Here is a 20,223-nt window from a genome sequence, read left to right on the forward strand (position 1 = left end):
CGCTCAGAGGCCGACATTCGGCCGGTCGATGATTTCGCGCAGCGCGAAGCTGGAATTGATCTTCACGACATGCGGCAGGGCCGAGAGCCAGTCGCGGTGGATGCGTTCGTAGTCCTCGAGGTCCCGTGCCGCGACCCGTAAGATGTAATCATATTCCCCGGACATGAGGTAGCAGGAGAGCACGTTGGGGCAACGTTTCACCGCAGTCTCGAATTCCGACAGCGTCTTGGCGAATTGTCCCGACAGGGAGATGTGCACGAAGGCAATCATCTTGTAGTCCAGCGCCTTGTGCGAGAGATGAGCGTGATAGCCGTCGATGACGCCGCTCTTTTCGAGGATGTCGAGCCGGCGCGAACACGCCGAGGGCGACAGGCCGACCTTTTCGGCCAGTTCCGCGTTTGTGATCCGCGCATTCTGCTGCAGCATCCGCAGAATCGAATGATCTATGGCGTCGAGGTCAGACATTCGAAGAACTTTCGAAAAAACTACTGTCTACGCAATAAATCACGAAAAATGACCGCGGCGCAAATCGTCTTTGCAAGGACATTGCGGGGCGGAGGTGGTCTGATCTTCGCAGGAGAAAAATGCAGACGAGCAAGCATTCGAGGAGGAGTGAAATGCGCGTTGGTTGTCCCAAGGAAATCAAGAACCACGAATATCGCGTCGGTCTGACGCCGGCATCCGTTCGTGAATATGTTGCCCATGGCCATGAGGTATGGGTCGAAACGAAAGCCGGTGCCGGCATCGGAGCCGACGATCACGCCTACATTGCCGCCGGCGCCAAGATCGCCGCAAGCGCCAAGGATATTTTCGAGAAGTGCGACATGATCGTGAAGGTCAAGGAGCCGCAGCCCTCCGAGTGGGCGCAGCTTCGCGAAGGCCAGCTTCTCTACACCTATCTGCATCTCGCGCCCGATCCGGAACAGACCAAGGGCCTGCTTGCATCAGGCGTAACGGCCGTTGCCTACGAGACTGTCACTGACGAGCGCGGCGGCCTGCCGCTGCTGGCGCCGATGTCCGAAGTTGCCGGCCGCTTGTCGATCCAGGCTGGTGCAACGGCCCTGCAGAAGGCCAATGGCGGCCTCGGCATCCTGCTCGGCGGCGTACCGGGTGTACTGCCGGCCAAGGTGACGATCATCGGCGGTGGCGTCGTCGGCCTGCATGCGGCGAAGATGGCGGCAGGCCTCGGTGCCGATGTCAGCATCCTCGACCGCTCGCTGCCGCGCCTGCGCCAGCTCGACGACATCTTCAACGGTCGCGTCCATACCCGCTATTCCAGCATCCAGGCGCTCGAAGAGGAAGTCTTCTCCGCCGATCTCGTCATCGGTGCCGTCCTGATCCCCGGTGCTGCCGCGCCGAAGCTGGTGACCCGCGAAATGCTGTCGGGCATGAAGCAGGGCTCCGTCATCGTCGATGTCGCCATCGACCAGGGCGGCTGCTTCGAGACCTCGCACGCGACAACCCATTCCGATCCGACCTATGTGGTCGAAGGCGTCGTGCATTATTGCGTCGCCAACATGCCGGGCGCGGTTCCCGTCACCTCGGCCCATGCCTTGAACAACGCCACGATCTATCACGGCCTCGCGCTCGCCGATCGCGGCCTGCGCGCCATCGCGGAAGACAAGCACCTCCGCAATGGCCTCAATGTCCATAAGGGCCGCATCACAAACCGGCCGGTGGCCGAAGCGCTCGGCTATGAGGCCGTTGCACCCGAAAGCATTCTGAACGTCGCGTAAAGCCCATCGCGCGCACGTCAGATGGAGGCGCCGGCATCCGCGTATGCTGGCGCTCCTGTTTTATCGATCCGGCATTGATAGCAATTGTTACGCGCTGACCGGACGTGGACATAGGCAATGTCGGGACGCTCAAGCAGCGAGGCCGCATAAACCGCGATGTCGCCCGTCGGCGTCACGGCGCCGGTTCCGTAGACGATGCGGTCGTTCCTGCCATAGCCACGCACGATGAAATCCCGGCTGCTCGCCAGCACAGGCGGCAGGATTTCTTCCGCCTCGTAGCGTTGGCACGGTGTCTTGTGCAGGAAGATCGGTCCCGTCTCCGCATAGGGCTGCAATTCCGGGAAGGGGCGGTAGGCAAAGACGAATAGCTCCTGGCCGGCATCGATATTGCGCAGGCAATGGCGGCAGGGATTGCCCGGACCATCAGAAATCATGGTCTCCGGCTGGTGACCGTAGGCATCCGCACCGCCGTTCCACAAAGCTTCGGCGTCGGAGGTGGGCATGGCTGCGAAGGCGATGGAAGGCATGGCAAAGCTCCTTTCGAGATTTGCCATGTGATGCGCCGGATCAAGGCGCGAAGCCACCCGATTCCTGTCGCTGTGAAAATGCTAGCCCTTCTTGGCGAGCTCGAGCAATTCCTTGTCGCTCAGCGGCCGGACGATGCCTTCTCCAGTCGAGATCGGCGAAAAGCCGAACATCTGGTAGAGCTGCAACGCCCGCGGATGATCGAGATTGTTCGTCGTCGTGATGATCCGTTGTGGGTTCAACGTCCATATGGCGTAGAGCGATTGCAGCAGGAACCATTTGCCGATGCCGAGGCCGAGCGCGTTTTCGATGAGGCCGAAATGGCTGAGCTCGATCGTCTCCTCGTCCTGGCGGAAATATTCGAAGAATCCGCCCGGCGCGCCATTGACGTAAAGCACGCTGATATCGTTGCGCTGGTCGTGAAGGACTGCGGTCAATTGCTCGTCGGAGAGACGCAGGCGCTCCACCCAATGCCAGCGGGCACCGACCTGACGATAGAGGTAGCGATAGAAGGGCAGCGGAATACCGGGTGCACGCATGATCGCGGTCTGGATATTGACCGGCACAGGCAGGCTTGCCTTGGGCGGCGCGGTCATTTCCAGGCGAGTGATGTGGACTTTGATCGACGAGGGCGTCTTCACGGCGGCGATGCTCAATCTTGACCGGTAACGATGGGCGTATCCGCCCGGCTGCCCCATTCCGACCAGGAGCCGTCGTAGAGCTTGTTGTTGCCATGGCCGAGGGATTCGAGCGCCAGCGTGATGATGGCTGCGGTAATGCCGGACCCGCAGGTCGTCACCACGGGCTTGTCGAGATCGATGCCGGCCTTCTCGATCGTCTCGCGCAATTCCGGCAGCGACTTGAACTTGCCGTTCGTGGCGAAGACGCCCGATGGCAGGCTTTTTGCGCCCGGCATATGCCCGGAGCGCATGCCTTCGCGTGGTTCCGGCTCCGTTGCTGCAAAACGGCCGCCACTGCGGGCATCGGCGATCTGCAGGGAATGGCTGTCGACGATGTCACGCATCGCATCGAGCGAAACCACGCGGCTGCCGTTGAAATTCGGCCTGAACGTCGCGGGCGCAAAGGCAGGCAGTGCCTGCTCCAGCGGCCGCCCTTCGGCCTTCCAGCCATCCAGACCACCGTCGAGCACGAAGACGTTCGGCGCGCCCATGACGATATGGAACAGCCACCAGACGCGTGGGGAGGCGAACAGGCCGGGGCCGTCGTAGATGACGATGCGATCGGTCTCGCCGATGCCGAGTTTGCCGACCTCGGCCGCGAAGAATTCGGGCGAGGGGACCATATGCGGCAGGCCGGTGGAGTGATCCGATATCTTGTCCTGATCGAAGCGGATCGCACCCGGAATATGGCCGCTGGCATATTCCGCATCGGCATCACGCTTCTGCGCCGGCAGATAGAAGGATGCGTCGAGAATGCGCAGGTCCTTGGCGCCCAGCTCGCCTTGCAGCCAGTCGGCGGATACGACGAAACGGCTCTTGTCCGCTGTCATGATGATCACTCCCTGCTATGGTTTATTGATCTTGATATCGAGATATAGGCGCTTGCCCAGTCAATTCTCGTCGGTCGGTGCGCCGAAACGAATGCGGAAGCGGCGGTTTTCCTTGCCCTTCTTCTCGATCTTGGCGATATGGATCGCGCCGACTTCCTGCGTCTCCGAGACATGCGTGCCGCCGCAAGGCTGGCTGTCGACGGACGATTCCTCGCCGATGCAGACAAGGCTGACGCGGCCGAGCCCCATCGGCGGGCGCACATTCTTGGATTTGACGATGCCGGGATTGGCGATCAGCTCCTCATCGGTGATCCAGCGGAGGAAAACGGGATGATTCTCGCTGACGAGCGCCATCATCCTTGCCGTCACTTCGTCCTTGTCGATCGTTTCGCTCATGTCGAAATCGACGCGGCTTTCTTCCTCGCCGACTGCCGCACCCGTGATCGGATATGGGCAAACCACCGAGAGGAGATGGCAGGCCGTGTGCATGCGCATCAGCTTGTAACGCCGCGCCCAGTCGATATGCAGCACCAGTTTCTCGCCAACGATCGGCAGAGGTTCACCCTCAATCGGCACATGGATGATGATGTCCTTGATCGGACCATGCTTCGTCTGGCCGAGCATGATCCTGGAGCCGTCACCGCGCTCCAGGAAACCCGTGTCGCCCGGCTGGCCGCCCGATGTGGCGTAAAAACAGGTCTGATCGAGCTCTATGCCCCCGTCTTCGTGAATTGCGGTGACGACCGCTTCGGCCGTCGAGAGATAGAAATCGTCACGATAGAGGGCATTGACGGTCATATGATCACGCTGTTGTTTCGTATGGGACGGCGATATCCGCCCGCTTTTCTAGATAGGCCGGCAGCGGCAGTCCCTTCGACTTCAGAAAGTCCGGATTGAAGAGCTTGGACTGATAGCGATTGCCGTAATCGCACAGGATGGTCACGATCGTATGTCCGGGGCCGAGATCCCTCGCGAGGCGAACCGCGCCGGCAATGTTGATGGCTGTCGAGCCGCCGAGGCACAGGCCTTCATATTCGACGAGGTCGAAGACATAGGGAAGCGCTTCCGCATCGGTGATCTGATAGGCGAAATCGGGCGTGAAGCCCTCCAGGTTCGCCGTGATGCGGCCCTGGCCGATGCCCTCGGTGATGGATGAGCCGGAGGATTTCAGCTCGCCGTTCTTATAGAACTCGTATAGGGCGGCGCCTTCCGGATCGGCAATGCCGATCTTGATGTCCTTGTTGAAGGCATGCAGGCCCATGGCCACACCCGCGAGCGTACCGCCGGAACCAACCGAGCAGATGAAACCGTCGACCTTGCCATTGGTGTCGGCCCAGATCTCCTTGGCCGTCGTCTCGATATGCGCCTGGCGGTTGGCGACATTGTCGAACTGGTTCGCCCAGATCGCGCCGTTCGGCTCGGTCTTTGCCAGCTGTTCGGCAAGACGGCCGGAAACCTTCACGTAGTTGTTCGGGTTCTTGTAGGGAACGGCCGGAACCTCGACCAGTTCGGCGCCGAGCAGCTTCAGCGCGTCCTTCTTTTCCTGGCTCTGTGTCTCAGGAATGACGATGACCGTGCGGTAGCCGAGCGCCTTGGCAACCAGCGTCAGGCCAATGCCCGTATTGCCGGCCGTACCTTCGACGATGACGCCGCCGGGCCTCAGCAGACCTTTCTTCTCGGCGTCGCGGATGATGTAGAGCGCTGCGCGGTCCTTGACCGATTGGCCCGGATTCAAAAACTCAGCCTTGCCGAGAATGGTCGAGCCCGTCGCCTCGGAGGCGCCCTTGAGCTTGATCAACGGCGTATTGCCAATTGCTTCGAGGACGGACGGATGGACGGTCATTGGAATCTGCCTTCTGTTCGCAACTACTGTAAGAACGGTCTTTTCCCTTCACAAGGCTGCATAGGCAAGAAATTCTGTTCCTTGCTCTTTGTTCGCGCCGCAAAATTCCACTTGCCTGTGTTTATTTGCGGAAGTCTTTTCCAGTGAGGCGACTGTCTCCGTTTGGTGACATTGTTTTCCGTATCCAGCCGCCAAACAGGCCGAAAGCGGCCACAATGATGCGCTATCTCTAAAATGCTACGGATGGCCGCGGTTTGAGCGTTTGATGTAGGCGGCCATCAGCCAAGGAGAAGAGCCATGAGCCCGTTCATCGCACGTCCTGAACATGGAGTGGTTTGGATCACCGGTGCCAGTTCCGGTATCGGCCGCGCGCTCGCGCTGAAGCTGGCGGAAGAGGGCTATAAGGTGGCTGTGACGGCCCGCAGCCACGACAAGCTTCTGGCTCTGCAGGCCGAAGCAAGCACGCTTGCCGGCAGCATCGTCGTGCTCGATGGCGACGTGACCGATGCCGAGGATATGGAGCACACGGTCGCCGCAATCGAATATCAGCACGGTCCGGTCGCGTTGGTGGTTCTGAACGCAGGCATTTATCTGCCGGCGCGCGGCGAAGACCTTAATCACGAGGTGTTCGAGCGCAGTTTTGCCGTCAATCTTCATGGAGTCGTCAATTGTCTTGTTCCAGCGGTGCGGCATATGCGGGCGAGGGGATATGGTCAGGTTGCCCTCGTATCCTCTGTAGCCGGTTATGGCGGTCTGCCCGGCGGCGCGGCTTACGGAGCCAGTAAGGCCGCGCTCATCAACATGGCCGAAAGCCTGAACTTCGAGCTCGACCGCATGGGTATCCATATCCAGCTCGTCACGCCCGGATACGTCGAAACACCGCTGACGGCGCAGAACAAGTTCGAGATGCCTGACATCGTCTCGGCACAACAGGCGGCCGACGCAATCGCCGCCGGGCTGAAATCACCAGTCTTCGACATCAGCTTCCCGAAGAGCATGGTCTTGCGTGCAAAGCTCTTGAAGCTCCTGCCTTACAGCCTCTATTTCCGTGTGCTGAGATATTTTCTCGGAAGTGGCCGGAAACGTCAGTCGGTCGGCCCTCGCGTGACCGCGCATCCGGCCGAATAGCGCCTATCCATCGTTTTTGAGCGACGCGTGCGCAGCGAGCGCACGCTGACGCGCCACGGCATGATCGACGATCGGCCGGGGATAATGCTTGCCAAGCTCTATGCCCGCGCGCCTAAGCACATCATCGGGCGCCTCGAACGGTCGATGGATATATTTGCTGTCGAGCTTGGAGAGCTCTGGCACGAAGGTTCGGACGTAACCGCCATCCGGATCGAATTTCTCGCCTTGCAGCACCGGATTGAAGATGCGGAAGAAGGGTGAAGCGTCGGCGCCGGAGCCCGCTACCCATTGCCAGTTTGCCGTATTGGCCGCCGGATCGGCATCGACGAGGGTATCCCGAAACCAGGCTTCGCCTTCGCGCCAATCGATCAGCAGATCCTTGATCAGGAAGGAGGCCGCGATCATACGGACGCGATTGTGCATCCAGCCGTGGCGCCAAAGCTGCCGCATGCCGGCATCGACGATCGGATAGCCCGTTTGTCCGCGCTGCCAGCTCTTCAGCCGCCTGGCATCGGAAAGCCAGGGAAAATCGTCGTAACGGTCGTTCCAATTGGCCGTCCTGAGCTTCGGAAAATGGAAAAGCTGATGGTAGCAGAACTCCCGCCATACAAGCTCCTTACGAAAGCGAATGATATCGTCCGTCGGGATCTTGCCGGACAATCCGCGCGTCGCATGCCAGATGCGGGCAGGTGAAATCTCTCCGAGCGCCAGATGCGGCGAGAGCAGGGAGGTTGCCGGCGTGTCCGGGAAATCGCGGCCGACTGCATAATCATCAAGCGCGCCGTCGATGAAGTCTTTCAGCTTCTCAAGGGCTGCGGCTTCGCCTGGCGTCCACGTATCGGGGAATTCTGACGCCCAGTTCGGCCTGATGGGCAGCAGCGACCAAGAGGCGAGTGTGTCCGATTTCGGCCAATGGTTGGGGGCGAGGAGCTTTTCGGGCGCCTCGATCGGAAATGGCGGCTCGCCGGATTGTTCGAATGCGCGCCAGAACGGCGTGTAGGTCTTGTAATGGCCACCCGCGCCGGTGCGCAGGCGCGTCGGTTCATGCAGCAGCTGGCCGGCAAAGCTGTTGGCCTCGATGCCGTTGTCCCGCAGTATCTTCTTGACCTGTGTGTCCACTGCTATGCCGGCCGGATCGTAACGCCGGTTCCAGACGATTGTCTCGGCGCCAGTCTCTGCAATAAGTTTTTCGAGTACGGCCAGCGGATCGCCTTGTCGAAGGATTAGTCCGCTGTTGAGCGTGCCGAGAGCCTTTTGCAGCGCAGCCAGCGAATGATGCAGCCACCATTCCTGAGCGGCGCCCAGCGGGCCGTTGCCATCCACTTCCGGCTCGCGAATATAGATCGGAACGACCGGACGACCTGATGTCGCGGCGGCTTGCAGGGCGTGATTGTCGTCGAGGCGCAGGTCCTTGCGAAACCACAGCAGGACGGGGTTCTGCCCCTTCTTCGATGTCGTCATGGTCATCGCCGATTGCTCTACCTTTCAGTTTCGCGCATGTCGTGTCGCCACCGGAACCAGCATATGACGCGGCCGGCGAAGTGGTTCCACTACCAGGCGTTTCATAAGCGAATCTTGCGCGCAACTCCCATTGGCGAATCTTGATTCCACTTGTGATATAAGGGATGCTTGTCACTGTTCTGTAATGCAAATTCGCTAGCAGTCCACCCGATTGACAGGCCCAGAATTGACAGGCGGGGAAGATTAAAATGGCGGAAATCCGGATCGAACAAGTTCGCAAGGCCTATGGGCGCAATCCGGTCGTTCATGGCGTCGACCTGAATTTCCGATCGGGCGAATTTGTCGTCATCCTCGGCCCGTCCGGCTGTGGCAAGTCCACGTTGCTGCGAATGATCGCAGGACTTGAGGACATCACCTCAGGCGAGATCATCATCGACGGCAAGGTGGTCAACCAGCTCGAGCCGCGCGAGCGTGGCTGCGCCATGGTTTTCCAGAATTATGCGCTCTATCCGCACATGGATGTCGCCGCCAACATGGGCTATGCGCTCAAGGTCGCCGGCGTGCCGCGCGAGGAGCGCGATCGCCGTATCAAGGAAACCGCCAAGATCGTCGGCCTCGAAGATTTCCTCGCCCGCAAGCCGGCCGAACTTTCCGGCGGTCAGCGCCAGCGCGTCGCCATGGGCCGCGCCATCATCCGCGAACCGAAGGTCTTCCTGTTCGACGAGCCGCTCTCCAACCTCGATGCCAAGCTGCGCGTGCAGATGCGCGTGGAAATCCGCCGCCTGCACAAGCGCCTGTCGGCCACTTCCGTTTTCGTGACGCACGACCAGGTCGAGGCCATGACGCTCGCCGACAAGCTCGTCGTCATGTACAAGGGCAATGTCGAGCAGGTCGGCACGCCGCTCGAAGTCTACAACACGCCGCGCACCCGCTTCGTCGGCTCCTTCATCGGCTCGCCGGCCATGAACTTCCTGGAAGGCACCTTCGCGGCCAACGGCGAGCAATTCATCTTCGACGGCATTCCGATTGCCATCGACGCCAATATCGGCAAGCGCCACGCCGGCCAGCCGGTCGCTCTCGGCCTCCGCCCTGAGCACGCACGTCTCGTTCCTGCCGGTACGCCCGGCGCCATCCCGGCAACGGTGGATTTCGTCGAAGAACTCGGTGCCGGCCGTGTCATCCATTGCGATATCAATGGTTCGAGCTTCGCCGTTGCCGTTGCCGATCATACCACAGGCCAGACCGGCCAGTCCGTTGCGCTGGAACTGCCGCAGCAGCACACGCATCTCTTCGCTCAGGATACCGGGCTGCGGCTGGATGCCGTCGCCTCCGTCACGCCTCTCAAGGTGCTGGCAAGCTGATTTCAAACATAACTTTTCAGTAGGTGTTGCCCGGAAGTTTTCCCGACTTCCGGGCTTTTTTGTACGCACCATCCAACGAATGCAGGCAAGCCGGTTTAGATCCGCCCACAGATCATTTCGAGCATTCGAAATTCTCAGCCTTGTTGGGATCGATCGCGCCGGTTTTGTACTTCGGATAGGACGGATATTCGCACATGGGTCGTGCACGGCCGCTACCATCCTTGCCGGCATCGCTGACGACCAGGTTCTCCGGAGCTTTCCCTTTTTCGGCCCAGTTCTCCAGCGCTGTCAGCGGATCCCAGGCGGCGATGAACTTGCCGCTGCCATGGCCGAAGCCGGGCACGAGGTAGAAGCGCATGAAGCTGTGGACGTTGTTTGCCCCCATCGTTTTGACGAGACGCTCATAATAGGACACCGTGTTGTAGGACGAGATCGCGAAATCGATGGTGCCGTGCATCAGCAGCATCTTGCCGCCGCGTTTCTCGAAGGCGGAGAGGTCGGCGCTGTTTGCATCGATCAGCTTGGAAACCTGTGCAATCCGCTTGGCATATTTCGTCGGATCGAACGTTATCGAGGCGAATTTCGGATCCTGCACGACCGCATAACGGATCATTGGATCGGCAAGGACGGCCAGTCCGAAATTGGCGAAGGGTGTCGGTGGTGTCGTCAGATCAGGCGACGAGCCGAAACTCCAAAGGCCGTAGAGATCGCCGCCCTGAAAAATCGGCCAGCGCGGGAAGCCATCGACACCATCCTCCAGCCTGACCGGAGACTTGTAAGGCGTGTTGATGGTCTTCAGTACGGCGATCTGTGGATCCGAAAGGCAGGTATCGCCTTCATCCTTGCCGCTTGCGCAACGAAGATCTTCGACCTTGAAGGTCGCATCGCACGCTGCCGTATTCGAAATGAGACCGTCTTCGATACCGTCGAGCTTGTCGCACGCCTTGGTGACGGTGGTGTTGAGCAGCTCCACTTTCGCCGGGTTCAGATAGGCGCCGTTCTTGTAGAAAGCCTTTGCAAGATAATTGCCGGAAAGCTGCAGGGCGGAGAAGGGATTGGCGGGGTGGGTGATGATGGCGCCGTCATAGTCGGCCGGCCAGCGCTGGATCGCGATCAGGGATTCATGCCCGCCTTGGGAATTGCCCTGAATATAGCTCTTCTGTGGCTTCCGGCCGTAATAGCTGCCGACCACGACCATTGTGACGTCATGGGTCTTCTTGATCTGCAGACCGCCGAAATTGGCCAGCGCCTCGTCGTTCAGAAGGAATTTGCCGTCAAGCACCGAAGGAGACTGGTGGCCACTGTCGCTGCCGAAGGTGACATAGCCGCGCTGCAGCGGCGTCTTGACGGCGTCCGATCCAAAGGAGATGTTCTTGACCGCCTCGATCAGAATTCCGTCATATCCGCCACCGCCATATTGGATGATCTTGTCGTTCCAGGAGAGCGGTAGGTTGATTTGGAAGTTGATGTTCGGTGCCTTGGGATCAATAGGCTCGATCCCGCCCAGCACCTTGCAGAAACCACCACCTGCGGCTTGTTCGCCTTTGGCAAGATCGGCGGAATAGATAACAGCACGGCGAGCCGGCTCACCGATCTTCTCGGGTGAAATCAACATCCCGCGCAGAGCCATGCAATGCGCCTCTTCCGGCGTCGGCATGGTTTGAGCGTTACTGATGCCAGCACTCAAGAAAAGCACCGTATTCGCCGTGATCAATTGCCAAAGTCTCATTGCATCCTCCTCTTTGCAATTTCGAAACGCTCACGCGGTTGGACTTGTCACCCCGAAGAATTCTTCGGTTCGCTCCGGAAATTCTGCGCGTGCGACATCGCTTCGTCACGGATACCGGCCGCACCTCAGCGATGCGGAACGAGATCACGACGAACAAGATGCGGCTAGCGGAAGCTTGACGACTCCTCCAATCGGCCTCTCCATCCGATTGCGTCAGTGAAAAATGCCGGGAACGACGGAGCGTCACAATGCATTTTTCAAGCAATAAATTGCACTAATCGAACATCTGTAGGTGGGCCAAGCTTTGCCCCGGAGCGGGATGCCGAAGCCTTTATGATGTTGCGGTCAGATCATTCGGTGGGGAAGTTCGGCCGCGGTAAATGCTTGCGGCAGGTGCGTTCGCGCGGGTGCGAGCAATCGAGGTGGCAATCGGCCGGCTCGGAGCAGCGGCATTGCTTGGAGGATCGGGTGAGGGCGATAACCCCAGCGCCGAGACGGCTCGTCGGCGGCTCCCCTGTCAGAAACTGTCGCGCCCGCAGGCGGGCGCGACAGATGATCATATCACTTCTCGGTCGCGATCAGGCCGCGAACGAACCAGCGCTGCATCAACACGACGACCAGTAGCGGCGGCAGCATGACGATCAGCGTGCCGGCCATGGCGATATGCCATTCCGGAAGGCCGCCGACGTTCGGGATGAGCGATTTGAGTTCGTGTACGGCCGTCACATGCGCGGGATCTGTGGTGACGAGCAGCGGCCATAGATACTGATTCCAGGCCCAGAGGAACATGATGGTGCCGAGTGCCGCCATATTGGTGCGCGACAGCGGCAGCAGGATGTCGATGAAGAAGCGCAGTGCTCCGGCGCCGTCCATGCGGGCGGCCTCGGTTAACTCGTCCGGGATCGTCAGGAAGAACTGACGATAGAGGAAGGTGCCTGTCGCTGTCGCGATCAGTGGCAGGATCAAGCCGAGCGAGGAGTTGAGCAGTCCGAAATTCAGCGCGACCTCAACGCCTGTAAGCCTTCCGATAAGCCAGGTGATACCGGTAATGTCGAGAATCCCCTGGAAGGGTGACAAGACGTTTGCTGCGACCGCATAGGTCGGCACGATACGCACTTCGAGCGGCAGCATCAGCGTTATGAAAATCAGCCAGAAGATGAAGTGACGGCCGGGATAGCGGAAGTAGACCAGCGAAAACGCGGTGATCGCTGAAATGATCACCTTTCCTGCCGCCACGCCGCTGGCAAAGATCAGGCTGTTCAGCAGCTTGGGGCCAAGATTGGCGGTTGTCCAGGCCGTCTGCATATTGGCCCAGAAATCCGAGCCGGGGATCAGCGACATCGGCACTTTGTTGACGTCGGCGATGTTGTGGGATGCCGCGATGGCAACGATGGCTATCGGACCCACTGCCACCAAGAAGCCGATAAACAGGATTAGATGAGTGAAGAAATTGAGAATGGGTGTGCGCTCGACCATGTCAGCCTCAACGGTAATGCACGCGCTTCTCGATGAAGCGGAACTGGAAGACGGTGAGCACGATGATCAGCAGCATCAGAATGATGCTCTGCGCCGCCGCGCCGGAAAAATCGAGTCCTTTGAAGCCATCGGAATAAATCTTGTAGACCATGAGATTGGTCGAGTTGTGCGGGCCGCCTGATGTCATGATGTCGACGATGCCGAAAGAATCCTGGAAGCTCTCGGTGATGTTGATGACGAGCAGGAAGAAGATGGTGGGTGTGATCAACGGGAACTGGACATCCCAGAAGCGACGGAGGACGCTCGAACCGTCCATGGCAGCCGCTTCAATCAGCGAACGAGGAATTGCCTGGAAAGCGGCCAAGAAAAAGATAAAGCTGTAAGCGATATATTTCCAAGAGAAGGCGGCGATGATGCAGGCCATCGCGGCGTTGCCGTCGAGGCCCGGATCCCAGATGCCCGGCCACCACTGATTGACGACGGCGATAAGACCTGCCTCCGGCGCGAGGATGAAGCGGAAGGCCATTGCCGATGCGGGGGCTGCGATGCCGTAGGGCCAGATCAGTACCACGCGGTAGATTTTCGAACCGCGCATTTGCCGATCGGTCAACGCTGCGAGTATGAGCCCGCCCACCATGGAAATGCCAGTGCTGATCACCGCGAAGGTGATGCTGATCGTGACCGAGTTCCAGTAGTCCGCATTGGCAATAATGGATTTGAAATTATCGAGGCCGACCCAGATATTGCCGCCGCCCCAGGGCTGCTGCAGCGTTACCGACCAGAAGACCGCCTGACCGGCCGGCCAATAGAAGAAGGTGAAAATGAGGAGCAACTGCGGCACTGCGAACAGGATGCCGACGCTCCATTTGCTGAAAGTTATGCGCTTTTCCATTGTCTCTTCCGGCTGGGGATCCCGATACCACGCTTGCTCTCATAACGAACGTCCGCCGGGAAACCCGGCGGACGCTGCTGTTTCATGAGCTGTGCGGCTTACGGCAGCTGCTTGCCCTTGTAGGTGGCTTCGAAACGCTCGAGGACAGCGTCGCCGTTCTTGACGAGATTGTCGATGCCTTCCTGGGCGCTGACCTTGTTGGCGAAGATGGCCTGCATCTGGTTGCCGAATTCAGCGCGGATCTGCGTGAAGCTGCCGAGGCGGACGCCGCGGGTGATCGGGGTCGGCTCGGAAGCGGTCAAGCTGGCGATGGCGACTTCGCGGCCCTTATAAGGAGCCTTGTCGTAGAAGCCGGAGGACTTCATGAATTCGAAGCCGGACTTCGTAACCGGGATGTAGCCGGTGTTGGTCGACCAGAAGAGAGCGGTTTCCGGCTTGGCGATGAAGTTCAGGAACGCAGCAGCGCCCTTGTACTCGTCAGAGGACTTGCCCGAGAGAACCCAGAGCGAAGCGCCGCCGACGAGCGAATTCTTGCGCTCGGTGCCAGCGTAGACCGGGAGTTCGGCAACATCCCAGTTCATGCCAGCCTTCTGGGTCTTGGTGACAGTGCCATGGTCGCCGACCGAGGTCATGATCATTTGGCAATCGCCCGAAGCGAAGGCCTGAACCATGTCCTGACCGAGGTCCTTGGACTTGATCTTGATGAGGCCCTGGTCGTACCAGCTCTTGAGGTCGGTGACGTACTTGACGAACTTGGTCTTGTTGACGGTCAGACGAGCGTCGAGGCCGTCATAGCCGTTGTTCTTCGTGGCAACCGGCTGGTCGTGGATAGCAGAGAACTGCTCCATCAGCTGCCAGCTTTCGTTGCCGGAGATGTTGATTGCCATCGGGCAATCATAGCCGGCGCCCTTCAGCGCCTTCATGTCTTCGGCAGCTTCTTCCCAGGTCTTCGGAGCGGCAGTCTTGCCAATCTTCGCGAAGGCGTCCTTGTTCCAGTAGAGCAGGGCGGTCGAAGAGTTGAAGGGGAAGGAAAGCAGTTCGCCCTTTGATGTGGCGTAGTAGCGGGCAATACCCGGGAAATAGTTGTTCCAGTCGACCTTGTAGCCGTTCTCTGCCATCAGCTTGTTGACCGGATAGTAGGCGCCCGAAAGCATCATCGTTGCCGTACCGACGTCATAGACCTGAACGATCGTCGGCTGCTTGCCGGCGCGGAAGGCGGCAATCGTGTTCTGCAGAGCGGCGTCGTAGTTGCCCTGGCTGACGCAGGAAACTTCGTAATCCTTCTGGGAATCGTTGAAGTTCTTGCACATGGTCTCAACGACGCGCTGCAGGTCGCCCGACAGGCCAAACCAGAAATCGAACTTGACCGGAGCAGCGGCAGCCGGCATCGCCAAAGCGACGCTCATGACGCCAGCAGCGGCGGCAGAAATGTAACTTTTAAGTTTCGACATAATCTTATTTCCTTTTGAAAGCTTGGAACCGGTGGTCTTGCGCAAGTCCGCGGTAGCGCGGGTTATAGACAAGCTGTGTGACAGTTTGTTGAGGGCAAGAATCCCGCATTGACGGGCTTTTTCACAAGGCTAGCGGCTTTGCAGAGGAGCGCTCCTTGCAGGATCGTACATTTGAGATTTTGCTAGTCAAGAGATGTGGGTCGAACAGGTTCGCCCATAGATTGTTGATCGGCTAAAAAGACATGATGCGCCTTCCTTGCCTGTGCCCGGAGCGATGTTGCAAGATTGTCGGCGGGACGTTCGGACGGCATTGGAGGGAATGAAAATATGGGTCTCAGCGAGCGGCAGAAAATGGCGGCGGGGGAGTGGTACTGCTGTTTCGATCCGGAACTCGACGCCTTGCGCTGGCAGGCGCGCGAGGCTGTGCATGCACATAATACAATGCCGCCCTCCCAACGCGGCAATCTCGCGCCAGCTTTGTCTGCGCTCTTTGCTGACATCGGCGAGAGCGTCTTCATCGAGGCGCCGTTTCACTGCTCCTATGGTATCAATATTTCGCTCGGCCGCCGGGTCTACATGAACGCCGGCTGTACGATCCTCGATAGCGCAAGCGTCCGTATCGGCGATGGCAGCATGCTCGGGCCGGGCGTCCATATCTATTGTGCTGAGCACCATAAGGATGCCGAATTGCGCGGAGCGGGTCTGGAAGTCGCCCGGCCAGTGACGATCGGCAAAAGCGTGTGGATCGGTGGAGGGGTGATCCTCGTCGGAGGCGTCACGATCGGCGATGGCGCGATCATCGGCGCCGGCACGGTCGTGACCAGAGATGTCGCGCCCGGTGCGACCGTTGTCGGCAATCCGGCTCGCCCTGTTCGCGCGGGATAAGAGGGAAGCTCAGTTTGCCGGGCGGCGTTTTCGCGTCCACCATACGGCGAAGCGGCGGCGCCAGCGGCGAACCATCGGCATGTCGTGCGAGAGCACGATGAAGCCCAGTGGCAGCATCCAGAAGCCGAGCACCGGCAGAAAGCCGAGCAGGCCACCGAAAATGAGCGCTACACCCACGCCGACGCGGGCAAGACGTGATCGGGGCAGGGGAATTCTCACCGAGCCGAAAACCAGCTCGCGCGTGGAGGGATCAATGCCAAAACGGCGGGTTTTCCGGCCATTTCGATCGGCATTTGCTGTCGTTTCGCTTTGATCGGTCATCCACAGGAAATGGTGGCGCGAGGAAATAATGCAAGAGAATGCGATTTTTTTGAAAAAACCGCTTGGCAAATCGGGAAAGCATTTGTATTACCCCGCTCACACCGCGCCAAGCGCATTCCCTGGTAGCTCAGCGGTAGAGCATTCGACTGTTAATCGACAGGTCGCCGGTTCGAATCCGGCCCGGGGAGCCACTCTTCTTATACAGAACATTTGCAGCAGGTGTCGGCGCTTACGCGCCAGATGACCCGATCCAATGTCGGCTGTTCTGAAGCTCGATGAATGTCGGCGGGCTTATACCAGCGCATTTTTGCAGTTTTATTGCACATGCCTCGGGATATTGATTCCGGCGGGAGTCCGCTCTGTTCGATGACCGTATCTTCGTTGACCTCGCTTTCTCGTTCGTGCCAGATTGCCGCCGCTTGTCAGCCAGGCACGAAAGTCCGTTGGGCGATTGGGGATCTGGGCCAGATTCGGCGCATTGGGGGATAAGATGGCTGAGAATACGAACTTTCGTCGAGGAGTGGCGTTGGGATGGGTTCTGAGCGCAATCGTGATTCTTGCGTTGGCGACCGATGCGGCCGTTAATCTGTTTGCACCATCATTGGTTAGCGCACAGATGGAGGAGACGGGCTTTCCCGCCGGTCTGGCAACGCCGGTTGGCCTAATCATCCTCGTCTGCGTCGTTCTTTATGCAATTCCGCGCACCGCAGTCCTTGGAGCGATCCTTGCGACCGGTTTCTTCGGCGGCGCTATTTGCGCCCATTTCCGCCTCGGAGAAATTGGGTCTCCTCCACAACTTATAAGTTTGTTTCTCGGCGTCCTCACATGGGGTGGTCTCTATCTTCGCGACGAACGGGTTCGACGCCTGCTGCCCCTTCGTTCGGTGAACGGCTAAAAATTGAAGCATAGCTCGTTCAGGATTTTTGCGATGCAATAACAATATCTTGCGCCGCACATCGTCTCGATCGTCATCGCGGTTGGTAGCGGGCTAATGAGAGTGTGCCAACGCGACACATCCGTGGTTTTCGAGGGCTCGCGGCGACGGCTCTCGGGCGGATATATGTGGTATTTCTGAGAAAATTAGTTCAAGGTATGGTTGCTCTCACGAATGTGAGAAGATGTTCATGTGTCGTTAATGCGACGCGGCGCATGAACATAGATGCGCGATCCGCGCAGCATAGTCCCCCAATGCTTTAGAGGTTCGACATGAAAAATCTGATTCTTGCTTCTGCAGTTGCCGTGGCATCGGTTTTTGCCGTCAGCGCGCCGTCCGAGGCCGCTCCGATGCATCATCGTCATCACCATCATCATCACTGCTACATGAAGAAGGTAAAACACCGGGTTCACGGCCGCTGGGTCGTTCGTCGGGTACGCGTCTGTCGCTAATCGGTAGGCGCACGGAACTGGCGCAAGTTCCGTTCTAAGCTTAGTCGGCCGCTGCCGGGGTTCCGGCAGCGGCCGTATCATTTCAGGGCTGCTCTTAGCGGCCGATCCTTTCGTTGAGCATCAAGTGCTTGCGGGGAGGTGCGGCGCCTTGATCGCTGACAAAGCGGAGTTATGGACGAATCTCGAATATGACGCCGCCGTGGCGACGATGATGATAGCGACGGTCATCCCGCCATCTGTCATCCCAATGACGACGCTCCCAGCGGCGCTCGCGCCAATGACGGTGATCACGATCGCGATCGCGCCAATAGGCTCGGCGATCGTCGTTCGGATATCTGCGCGTTCCCTGCTCCTGCACCAGAATAACGTTGGAAGCTGTCGATGATGACGGGCCGCCAAGTGGCGCGGAGGCTGCGGGCAGGGTGGCGCACAATACCGCACCCACGGCCAGCGCAGCGCTCAAAGCGAATGAAGCGAAGTGTTTCAAGGTGGTAACTCCTATATTCAGTCGCGTCCCTTTCATGGCTAAACGCCACGGTGACGACTAGGTTCCCCTTTTCGTCGATTGGAGATCCTTGCCGCTCGTGCGTTGATCGCAGGGGAAACTGATAATTTCAGGAGTTGCCGACAAAAAAAGGGGGCCGGCAGGGAAAGCCGGCCCCCTTCCTTCTCTGATCGGAGGTCAAGTCTGATCAGGTTAGAAGTTGCGTTCGAAACGCAGGATGCCCGAAACGGTGTCGTCGTGGGCATAGTCGTAGTGAACGTAAGTCAGTTCCGGCTCGACCAGGAGGTTCTTGACCGGGTTGAACTTCAGGTTCGTGGTGGCTTCGAAGATCTTCGAGTCGGAGTAGGCGAGCTGGAGGTTCCACTTCAGCTTGTCGTTGAACGGAACGCCAACGCCGCCCCAAACAGCCCAGTCACCCCAGCCGCACTTCGAAGCATTGACGGTACCGTTCGGTGCCGTGCAAGCAGAGACGTCCTGGTTGGTGCCTGCGTACTTGTTGAGCTTGTCGCCGTCGGTGTTCCAGCCGCCCATCAAGAAGGCCGTGAATGCGCCGAAGTCAGCATCGACGCGAGCCTTGATGGCGCCTTCTTCGACGATCGAGTCGTAGCCGCCGACAACCTTGAAGCCCCATGCGCCAGACTTGAAGCCAGCACCGGCAACAACGTCAGGAGCGTAGTGATTGGTCTTGTCGTCCGTCCACCAGCTTGCACCGTAGGATGCCGAGCCCGTCGTGGCAGAGTTGGAATCTTCGAGCGAGATCACAGCCGAGAAGCCGTTGCCGCCGTCATATTCATAGGTCAACTGGTTGAGTTCGTACGGGCCGTCATAGATCACGTCGTCGTTGATGACGTCGCCGGCATAACCCATGTACAGGTTGTACTGCGAGTCCTTCTTACCAACGGTGAAGCCACCGAGGCTGATGTAGGACCACAGCAGGTTGGTGGAAGTGGAGCCGCCGTCGTTCCAGTCCCAACGAACGATGGTTTCGGTCTTCAGCGGGCCGTATTCGGTGTCGGTCGCGGTGTCGACGTTCAGCTCAGCACGAGTGTGCCACAGCGTGCCCTGATGGCTGTCGCGATTGTAAGCGTTGTACCATTCACCTTCCGTACGAACCTTGCCGCCGATCTTGAGGCAGGTTTCGGTACCCGGGATGAAGAAGTAGCCAGCGCCGTATGCGTCGCAGATACGGACGTATTCCAGCGGCTCCGGCTCAGCTGCTACGATAGCGTCAGCCGCGTGAGCACCGGATACTGCTGCAAGCGCAGCAGCGGAGCCGAGAAGAAGGCTCTTGATGTTCATAATAACTCCAATCTTTCTTGATTGGGCATGAGATATCGCGCCGAGAAACGACGTGCCCAACCCCATCCCGTTCATGTTCCCTATCAGTAGGTGTGAAGTAATAAGCTCCACGAACTATTTCCTGAACCTGCTTCGGTGATTTGGCAAGATACTAAGGGTATGGAACTATATGTGCACTACTTGAAAACCGACGTTGTTGCAAAAATGACGCAATTTGCGGGGGTGGCTGATCCCGGCTTCCCTTTCATCCCCCTTGGATGGCTTCCGTTCTGTGAACCTGGAAAACATTAAGTCTCCGGGTGTTAAAGGCAATGCGCGTGCTGAGGTGGGTGGGCAAGGATGGGAAGCCGCAGCGACATGACTATGGTCAATCCTGTGACCGGGCACGGACGATCATCGCGTAATAGGGATGGCAGCACCGAGGCACGGCTCTTTTGGGTCGCGAATATTGAAACGATTCTCGGACAGAGAAACCCATAGGGGACGCGCATCGCGCTATGGAAGAGAAGGTGAGAGCCTGTCAGGCAATCGCGTTTAGTTGCGATGAAGCTGCCGGGCGCTTGGCCATGGTGCGTCCGACGACATTACTGGGGGCGTAGTCTCGTCGGACGCGGCACTGTCCGGTCCGTGGGTGGCGTACAAACCGGTAGTACTAATTCTAGCATCTACCATAGGTTTCTATAACCTACCTGAATGGGCTGGCAGTTCCTGCCTC

General features: G+C 58.8%; 20 protein-coding genes and 1 tRNA gene. 7 read left to right on the forward strand and 14 right to left on the reverse strand.

Annotated elements, in window-relative coordinates; translation table 11 throughout:
- Positions 1 to 3 precede the first annotated feature (3 nt).
- Positions 4 to 465, reverse strand: a complete 462-nt coding sequence (locus GA0061100_RS09260) for an Lrp/AsnC family transcriptional regulator (protein WP_075852386.1) — start codon at positions 463 to 465, stop codon at positions 4 to 6.
- Between the two features lie 152 nt (positions 466 to 617).
- Here GA0061100_RS09260 and ald point away from each other — a divergent pair, with 152 nt between their 5' ends.
- On the forward strand, positions 618 to 1,736 hold the full coding sequence (ald, locus tag GA0061100_RS09265) for an alanine dehydrogenase (protein ID WP_075852387.1): 1,119 nt from the start codon (positions 618 to 620) through the stop codon (positions 1,734 to 1,736).
- 17 nt (positions 1,737 to 1,753) lie between these two features.
- On the opposite strand, the gene GA0061100_RS09270 is transcribed toward ald, so the two are convergent.
- The 5 genes from GA0061100_RS09270 to GA0061100_RS09290 all read right to left on the reverse strand — a co-directional run bounded on the left by GA0061100_RS09270 (position 1,754) and on the right by GA0061100_RS09290 (position 5,614).
- Entirely contained in the window at positions 1,754 to 2,263 is a 510-nt protein-coding gene (locus tag GA0061100_RS09270) for a DUF1203 domain-containing protein (RefSeq protein ID WP_075852650.1), read from the reverse strand.
- 81 nt (positions 2,264 to 2,344) lie between these two features.
- On the reverse strand, positions 2,345 to 2,959 hold the full coding sequence (locus GA0061100_RS09275) for a GNAT family N-acetyltransferase (RefSeq protein WP_075852388.1): 615 nt from the start codon (positions 2,957 to 2,959) through the stop codon (positions 2,345 to 2,347).
- On the reverse strand, positions 2,914 to 3,771 hold the full coding sequence (sseA, locus tag GA0061100_RS09280; protein WP_075852389.1) for a 3-mercaptopyruvate sulfurtransferase: 858 nt from the start codon (positions 3,769 to 3,771) through the stop codon (positions 2,914 to 2,916). Before sseA ends, GA0061100_RS09275 begins: the two co-directional genes overlap by 46 nt.
- 60 nt (positions 3,772 to 3,831) lie before the next feature.
- Entirely contained in the window at positions 3,832 to 4,569 is a 738-nt protein-coding gene (locus GA0061100_RS09285; protein WP_075852390.1) for an alanyl-tRNA editing protein, read from the reverse strand.
- 4 nt (positions 4,570 to 4,573) lie between these two features.
- Entirely contained in the window at positions 4,574 to 5,614 is a 1,041-nt protein-coding gene (locus GA0061100_RS09290; RefSeq protein ID WP_075852391.1) for a cysteine synthase A, read from the reverse strand.
- 297 nt (positions 5,615 to 5,911) lie between these two features.
- On the opposite strand from GA0061100_RS09290, the gene GA0061100_RS09295 reads away from it, so the two are divergent.
- Complete coding sequence (locus tag GA0061100_RS09295) at positions 5,912 to 6,742, forward strand: SDR family NAD(P)-dependent oxidoreductase (RefSeq protein WP_075852392.1); 831 nt, start codon at positions 5,912 to 5,914, stop codon at positions 6,740 to 6,742.
- A 3-nt stretch (positions 6,743 to 6,745) separates the two neighbouring features.
- On the opposite strand, the gene GA0061100_RS09300 is transcribed toward GA0061100_RS09295, so the two are convergent.
- Positions 6,746 to 8,203 carry a cryptochrome/photolyase family protein gene (locus GA0061100_RS09300; protein WP_075852651.1) on the reverse strand — a complete coding sequence of 486 codons (1,458 nt, stop codon included), beginning with the start codon at positions 8,201 to 8,203 and terminating at the stop codon, positions 6,746 to 6,748.
- Positions 8,204 to 8,451: 248 nt separating this feature from the next.
- Between GA0061100_RS09300 and GA0061100_RS09305 the strand changes: the two genes are divergently transcribed.
- Entirely contained in the window at positions 8,452 to 9,564 is a 1,113-nt protein-coding gene (locus tag GA0061100_RS09305) for a sn-glycerol-3-phosphate import ATP-binding protein UgpC (RefSeq protein ID WP_075852393.1), read from the forward strand.
- A 112-nt stretch (positions 9,565 to 9,676) separates the two neighbouring features.
- On the opposite strand, the gene GA0061100_RS09310 is transcribed toward GA0061100_RS09305, so the two are convergent.
- From GA0061100_RS09310 to GA0061100_RS09325, 4 genes are all read right to left on the reverse strand, one after another.
- Complete coding sequence (locus GA0061100_RS09310) at positions 9,677 to 11,293, reverse strand: tannase/feruloyl esterase family alpha/beta hydrolase (protein ID WP_075852394.1); 1,617 nt, start codon at positions 11,291 to 11,293, stop codon at positions 9,677 to 9,679.
- Between the two features lie 561 nt (positions 11,294 to 11,854).
- Complete coding sequence (locus GA0061100_RS09315) at positions 11,855 to 12,769, reverse strand: ABC transporter permease subunit (RefSeq protein WP_075852395.1); 915 nt, start codon at positions 12,767 to 12,769, stop codon at positions 11,855 to 11,857.
- A 7-nt stretch (positions 12,770 to 12,776) separates the two neighbouring features.
- Positions 12,777 to 13,661: a carbohydrate ABC transporter permease gene (locus GA0061100_RS09320; protein WP_075852396.1), complete on the reverse strand. Its 885-nt coding sequence runs from the start codon at positions 13,659 to 13,661 to the stop codon at positions 12,777 to 12,779.
- 98 nt (positions 13,662 to 13,759) lie between these two features.
- Entirely contained in the window at positions 13,760 to 15,112 is a 1,353-nt protein-coding gene (locus GA0061100_RS09325) for an extracellular solute-binding protein (RefSeq protein ID WP_075852397.1), read from the reverse strand.
- A gap of 327 nt (positions 15,113 to 15,439) precedes the next feature.
- Here GA0061100_RS09325 and GA0061100_RS09330 point away from each other — a divergent pair, with 327 nt between their 5' ends.
- Positions 15,440 to 15,997: a sugar O-acetyltransferase gene (locus GA0061100_RS09330; protein WP_075852398.1), complete on the forward strand. Its 558-nt coding sequence runs from the start codon at positions 15,440 to 15,442 to the stop codon at positions 15,995 to 15,997.
- 9 nt (positions 15,998 to 16,006) lie between these two features.
- Here the strand turns inward: GA0061100_RS09330 and GA0061100_RS09335 are convergent, their stop codons facing one another.
- Positions 16,007 to 16,318 (reverse strand): hypothetical protein, encoded by a 312-nt coding sequence (locus GA0061100_RS09335; protein ID WP_075852652.1) that lies wholly within the window; start codon positions 16,316 to 16,318, stop codon positions 16,007 to 16,009.
- A gap of 116 nt (positions 16,319 to 16,434) precedes the next feature.
- Here GA0061100_RS09335 and GA0061100_RS09340 point away from each other — a divergent pair.
- The 3 genes from GA0061100_RS09340 to GA0061100_RS09350 all read left to right on the forward strand — a co-directional run bounded on the left by GA0061100_RS09340 (position 16,435) and on the right by GA0061100_RS09350 (position 17,704).
- Positions 16,435 to 16,509: transfer RNA gene (locus tag GA0061100_RS09340), tRNA-Asn, on the forward strand.
- Between the two features lie 299 nt (positions 16,510 to 16,808).
- A complete protein-coding gene (locus tag GA0061100_RS09345; protein ID WP_075852653.1) occupies positions 16,809 to 17,213 on the forward strand; it encodes a DoxX family protein in 405 nt (134 codons plus the stop codon).
- 311 nt (positions 17,214 to 17,524) lie between these two features.
- Positions 17,525 to 17,704, forward strand: a complete 180-nt coding sequence (locus tag GA0061100_RS09350; protein ID WP_075852399.1) for a hypothetical protein — start codon at positions 17,525 to 17,527, stop codon at positions 17,702 to 17,704.
- Positions 17,705 to 17,873: 169 nt separating this feature from the next.
- Here the strand turns inward: GA0061100_RS09350 and GA0061100_RS09355 are convergent, their stop codons facing one another.
- Together GA0061100_RS09355 and GA0061100_RS09360 are read right to left on the reverse strand one after the other, a co-directional pair.
- A complete protein-coding gene (locus tag GA0061100_RS09355) occupies positions 17,874 to 18,191 on the reverse strand; it encodes a hypothetical protein (protein ID WP_075852400.1) in 318 nt (105 codons plus the stop codon).
- Positions 18,192 to 18,401: 210 nt separating this feature from the next.
- Entirely contained in the window at positions 18,402 to 19,508 is a 1,107-nt protein-coding gene (locus GA0061100_RS09360; RefSeq protein ID WP_075852401.1) for a porin, read from the reverse strand.
- Between the last annotated feature and the right edge of the window lie 715 nt (positions 19,509 to 20,223).

It is taken from the genome of Martinezella hainanensis (genome assembly GCF_900094555.1).
Lineage (GTDB): Bacteria > Pseudomonadota > Alphaproteobacteria > Rhizobiales > Rhizobiaceae > Rhizobium > Rhizobium hainanense.

Bases quoted from the DNA above. Each gene is read 5' to 3' on its own strand.
- GA0061100_RS09260 (WP_075852386.1), bottom strand. From the start codon at position 465: ATGTCTGACCTCGACGCCATAGATCATTCGATTCTGCGGATGCTGCAG.
- ald (WP_075852387.1), top strand. From the start codon at position 618: ATGCGCGTTGGTTGTCCCAAGGAAATCAAGAACCACGAATATCGCGTC.
- GA0061100_RS09270 (WP_075852650.1), bottom strand. From the start codon at position 2,263: ATGCCTTCCATCGCCTTCGCAGCCATGCCCACCTCCGACGCCGAAGCT.
- GA0061100_RS09275 (WP_075852388.1), bottom strand. From the start codon at position 2,959: ATGGGGCAGCCGGGCGGATACGCCCATCGTTACCGGTCAAGATTGAGC.
- sseA (WP_075852389.1), bottom strand. From the start codon at position 3,771: ATGACAGCGGACAAGAGCCGTTTCGTCGTATCCGCCGACTGGCTGCAA.
- GA0061100_RS09285 (WP_075852390.1), bottom strand. From the start codon at position 4,569: ATGACCGTCAATGCCCTCTATCGTGACGATTTCTATCTCTCGACGGCC.
- GA0061100_RS09290 (WP_075852391.1), bottom strand. From the start codon at position 5,614: ATGACCGTCCATCCGTCCGTCCTCGAAGCAATTGGCAATACGCCGTTG.
- GA0061100_RS09295 (WP_075852392.1), top strand. From the start codon at position 5,912: ATGAGCCCGTTCATCGCACGTCCTGAACATGGAGTGGTTTGGATCACC.
- GA0061100_RS09300 (WP_075852651.1), bottom strand. From the start codon at position 8,203: ATGACGACATCGAAGAAGGGGCAGAACCCCGTCCTGCTGTGGTTTCGC.
- GA0061100_RS09305 (WP_075852393.1), top strand. From the start codon at position 8,452: ATGGCGGAAATCCGGATCGAACAAGTTCGCAAGGCCTATGGGCGCAAT.
- GA0061100_RS09310 (WP_075852394.1), bottom strand. From the start codon at position 11,293: ATGAGACTTTGGCAATTGATCACGGCGAATACGGTGCTTTTCTTGAGT.
- GA0061100_RS09315 (WP_075852395.1), bottom strand. From the start codon at position 12,769: ATGGTCGAGCGCACACCCATTCTCAATTTCTTCACTCATCTAATCCTG.
- GA0061100_RS09320 (WP_075852396.1), bottom strand. From the start codon at position 13,661: ATGGAAAAGCGCATAACTTTCAGCAAATGGAGCGTCGGCATCCTGTTC.
- GA0061100_RS09325 (WP_075852397.1), bottom strand. From the start codon at position 15,112: ATGTCGAAACTTAAAAGTTACATTTCTGCCGCCGCTGCTGGCGTCATG.
- GA0061100_RS09330 (WP_075852398.1), top strand. From the start codon at position 15,440: ATGGGTCTCAGCGAGCGGCAGAAAATGGCGGCGGGGGAGTGGTACTGC.
- GA0061100_RS09335 (WP_075852652.1), bottom strand. From the start codon at position 16,318: ATGACCGATCAAAGCGAAACGACAGCAAATGCCGATCGAAATGGCCGG.
- GA0061100_RS09345 (WP_075852653.1), top strand. From the start codon at position 16,809: ATGGCTGAGAATACGAACTTTCGTCGAGGAGTGGCGTTGGGATGGGTT.
- GA0061100_RS09350 (WP_075852399.1), top strand. From the start codon at position 17,525: ATGAAAAATCTGATTCTTGCTTCTGCAGTTGCCGTGGCATCGGTTTTT.
- GA0061100_RS09360 (WP_075852401.1), bottom strand. From the start codon at position 19,508: ATGAACATCAAGAGCCTTCTTCTCGGCTCCGCTGCTGCGCTTGCAGCA.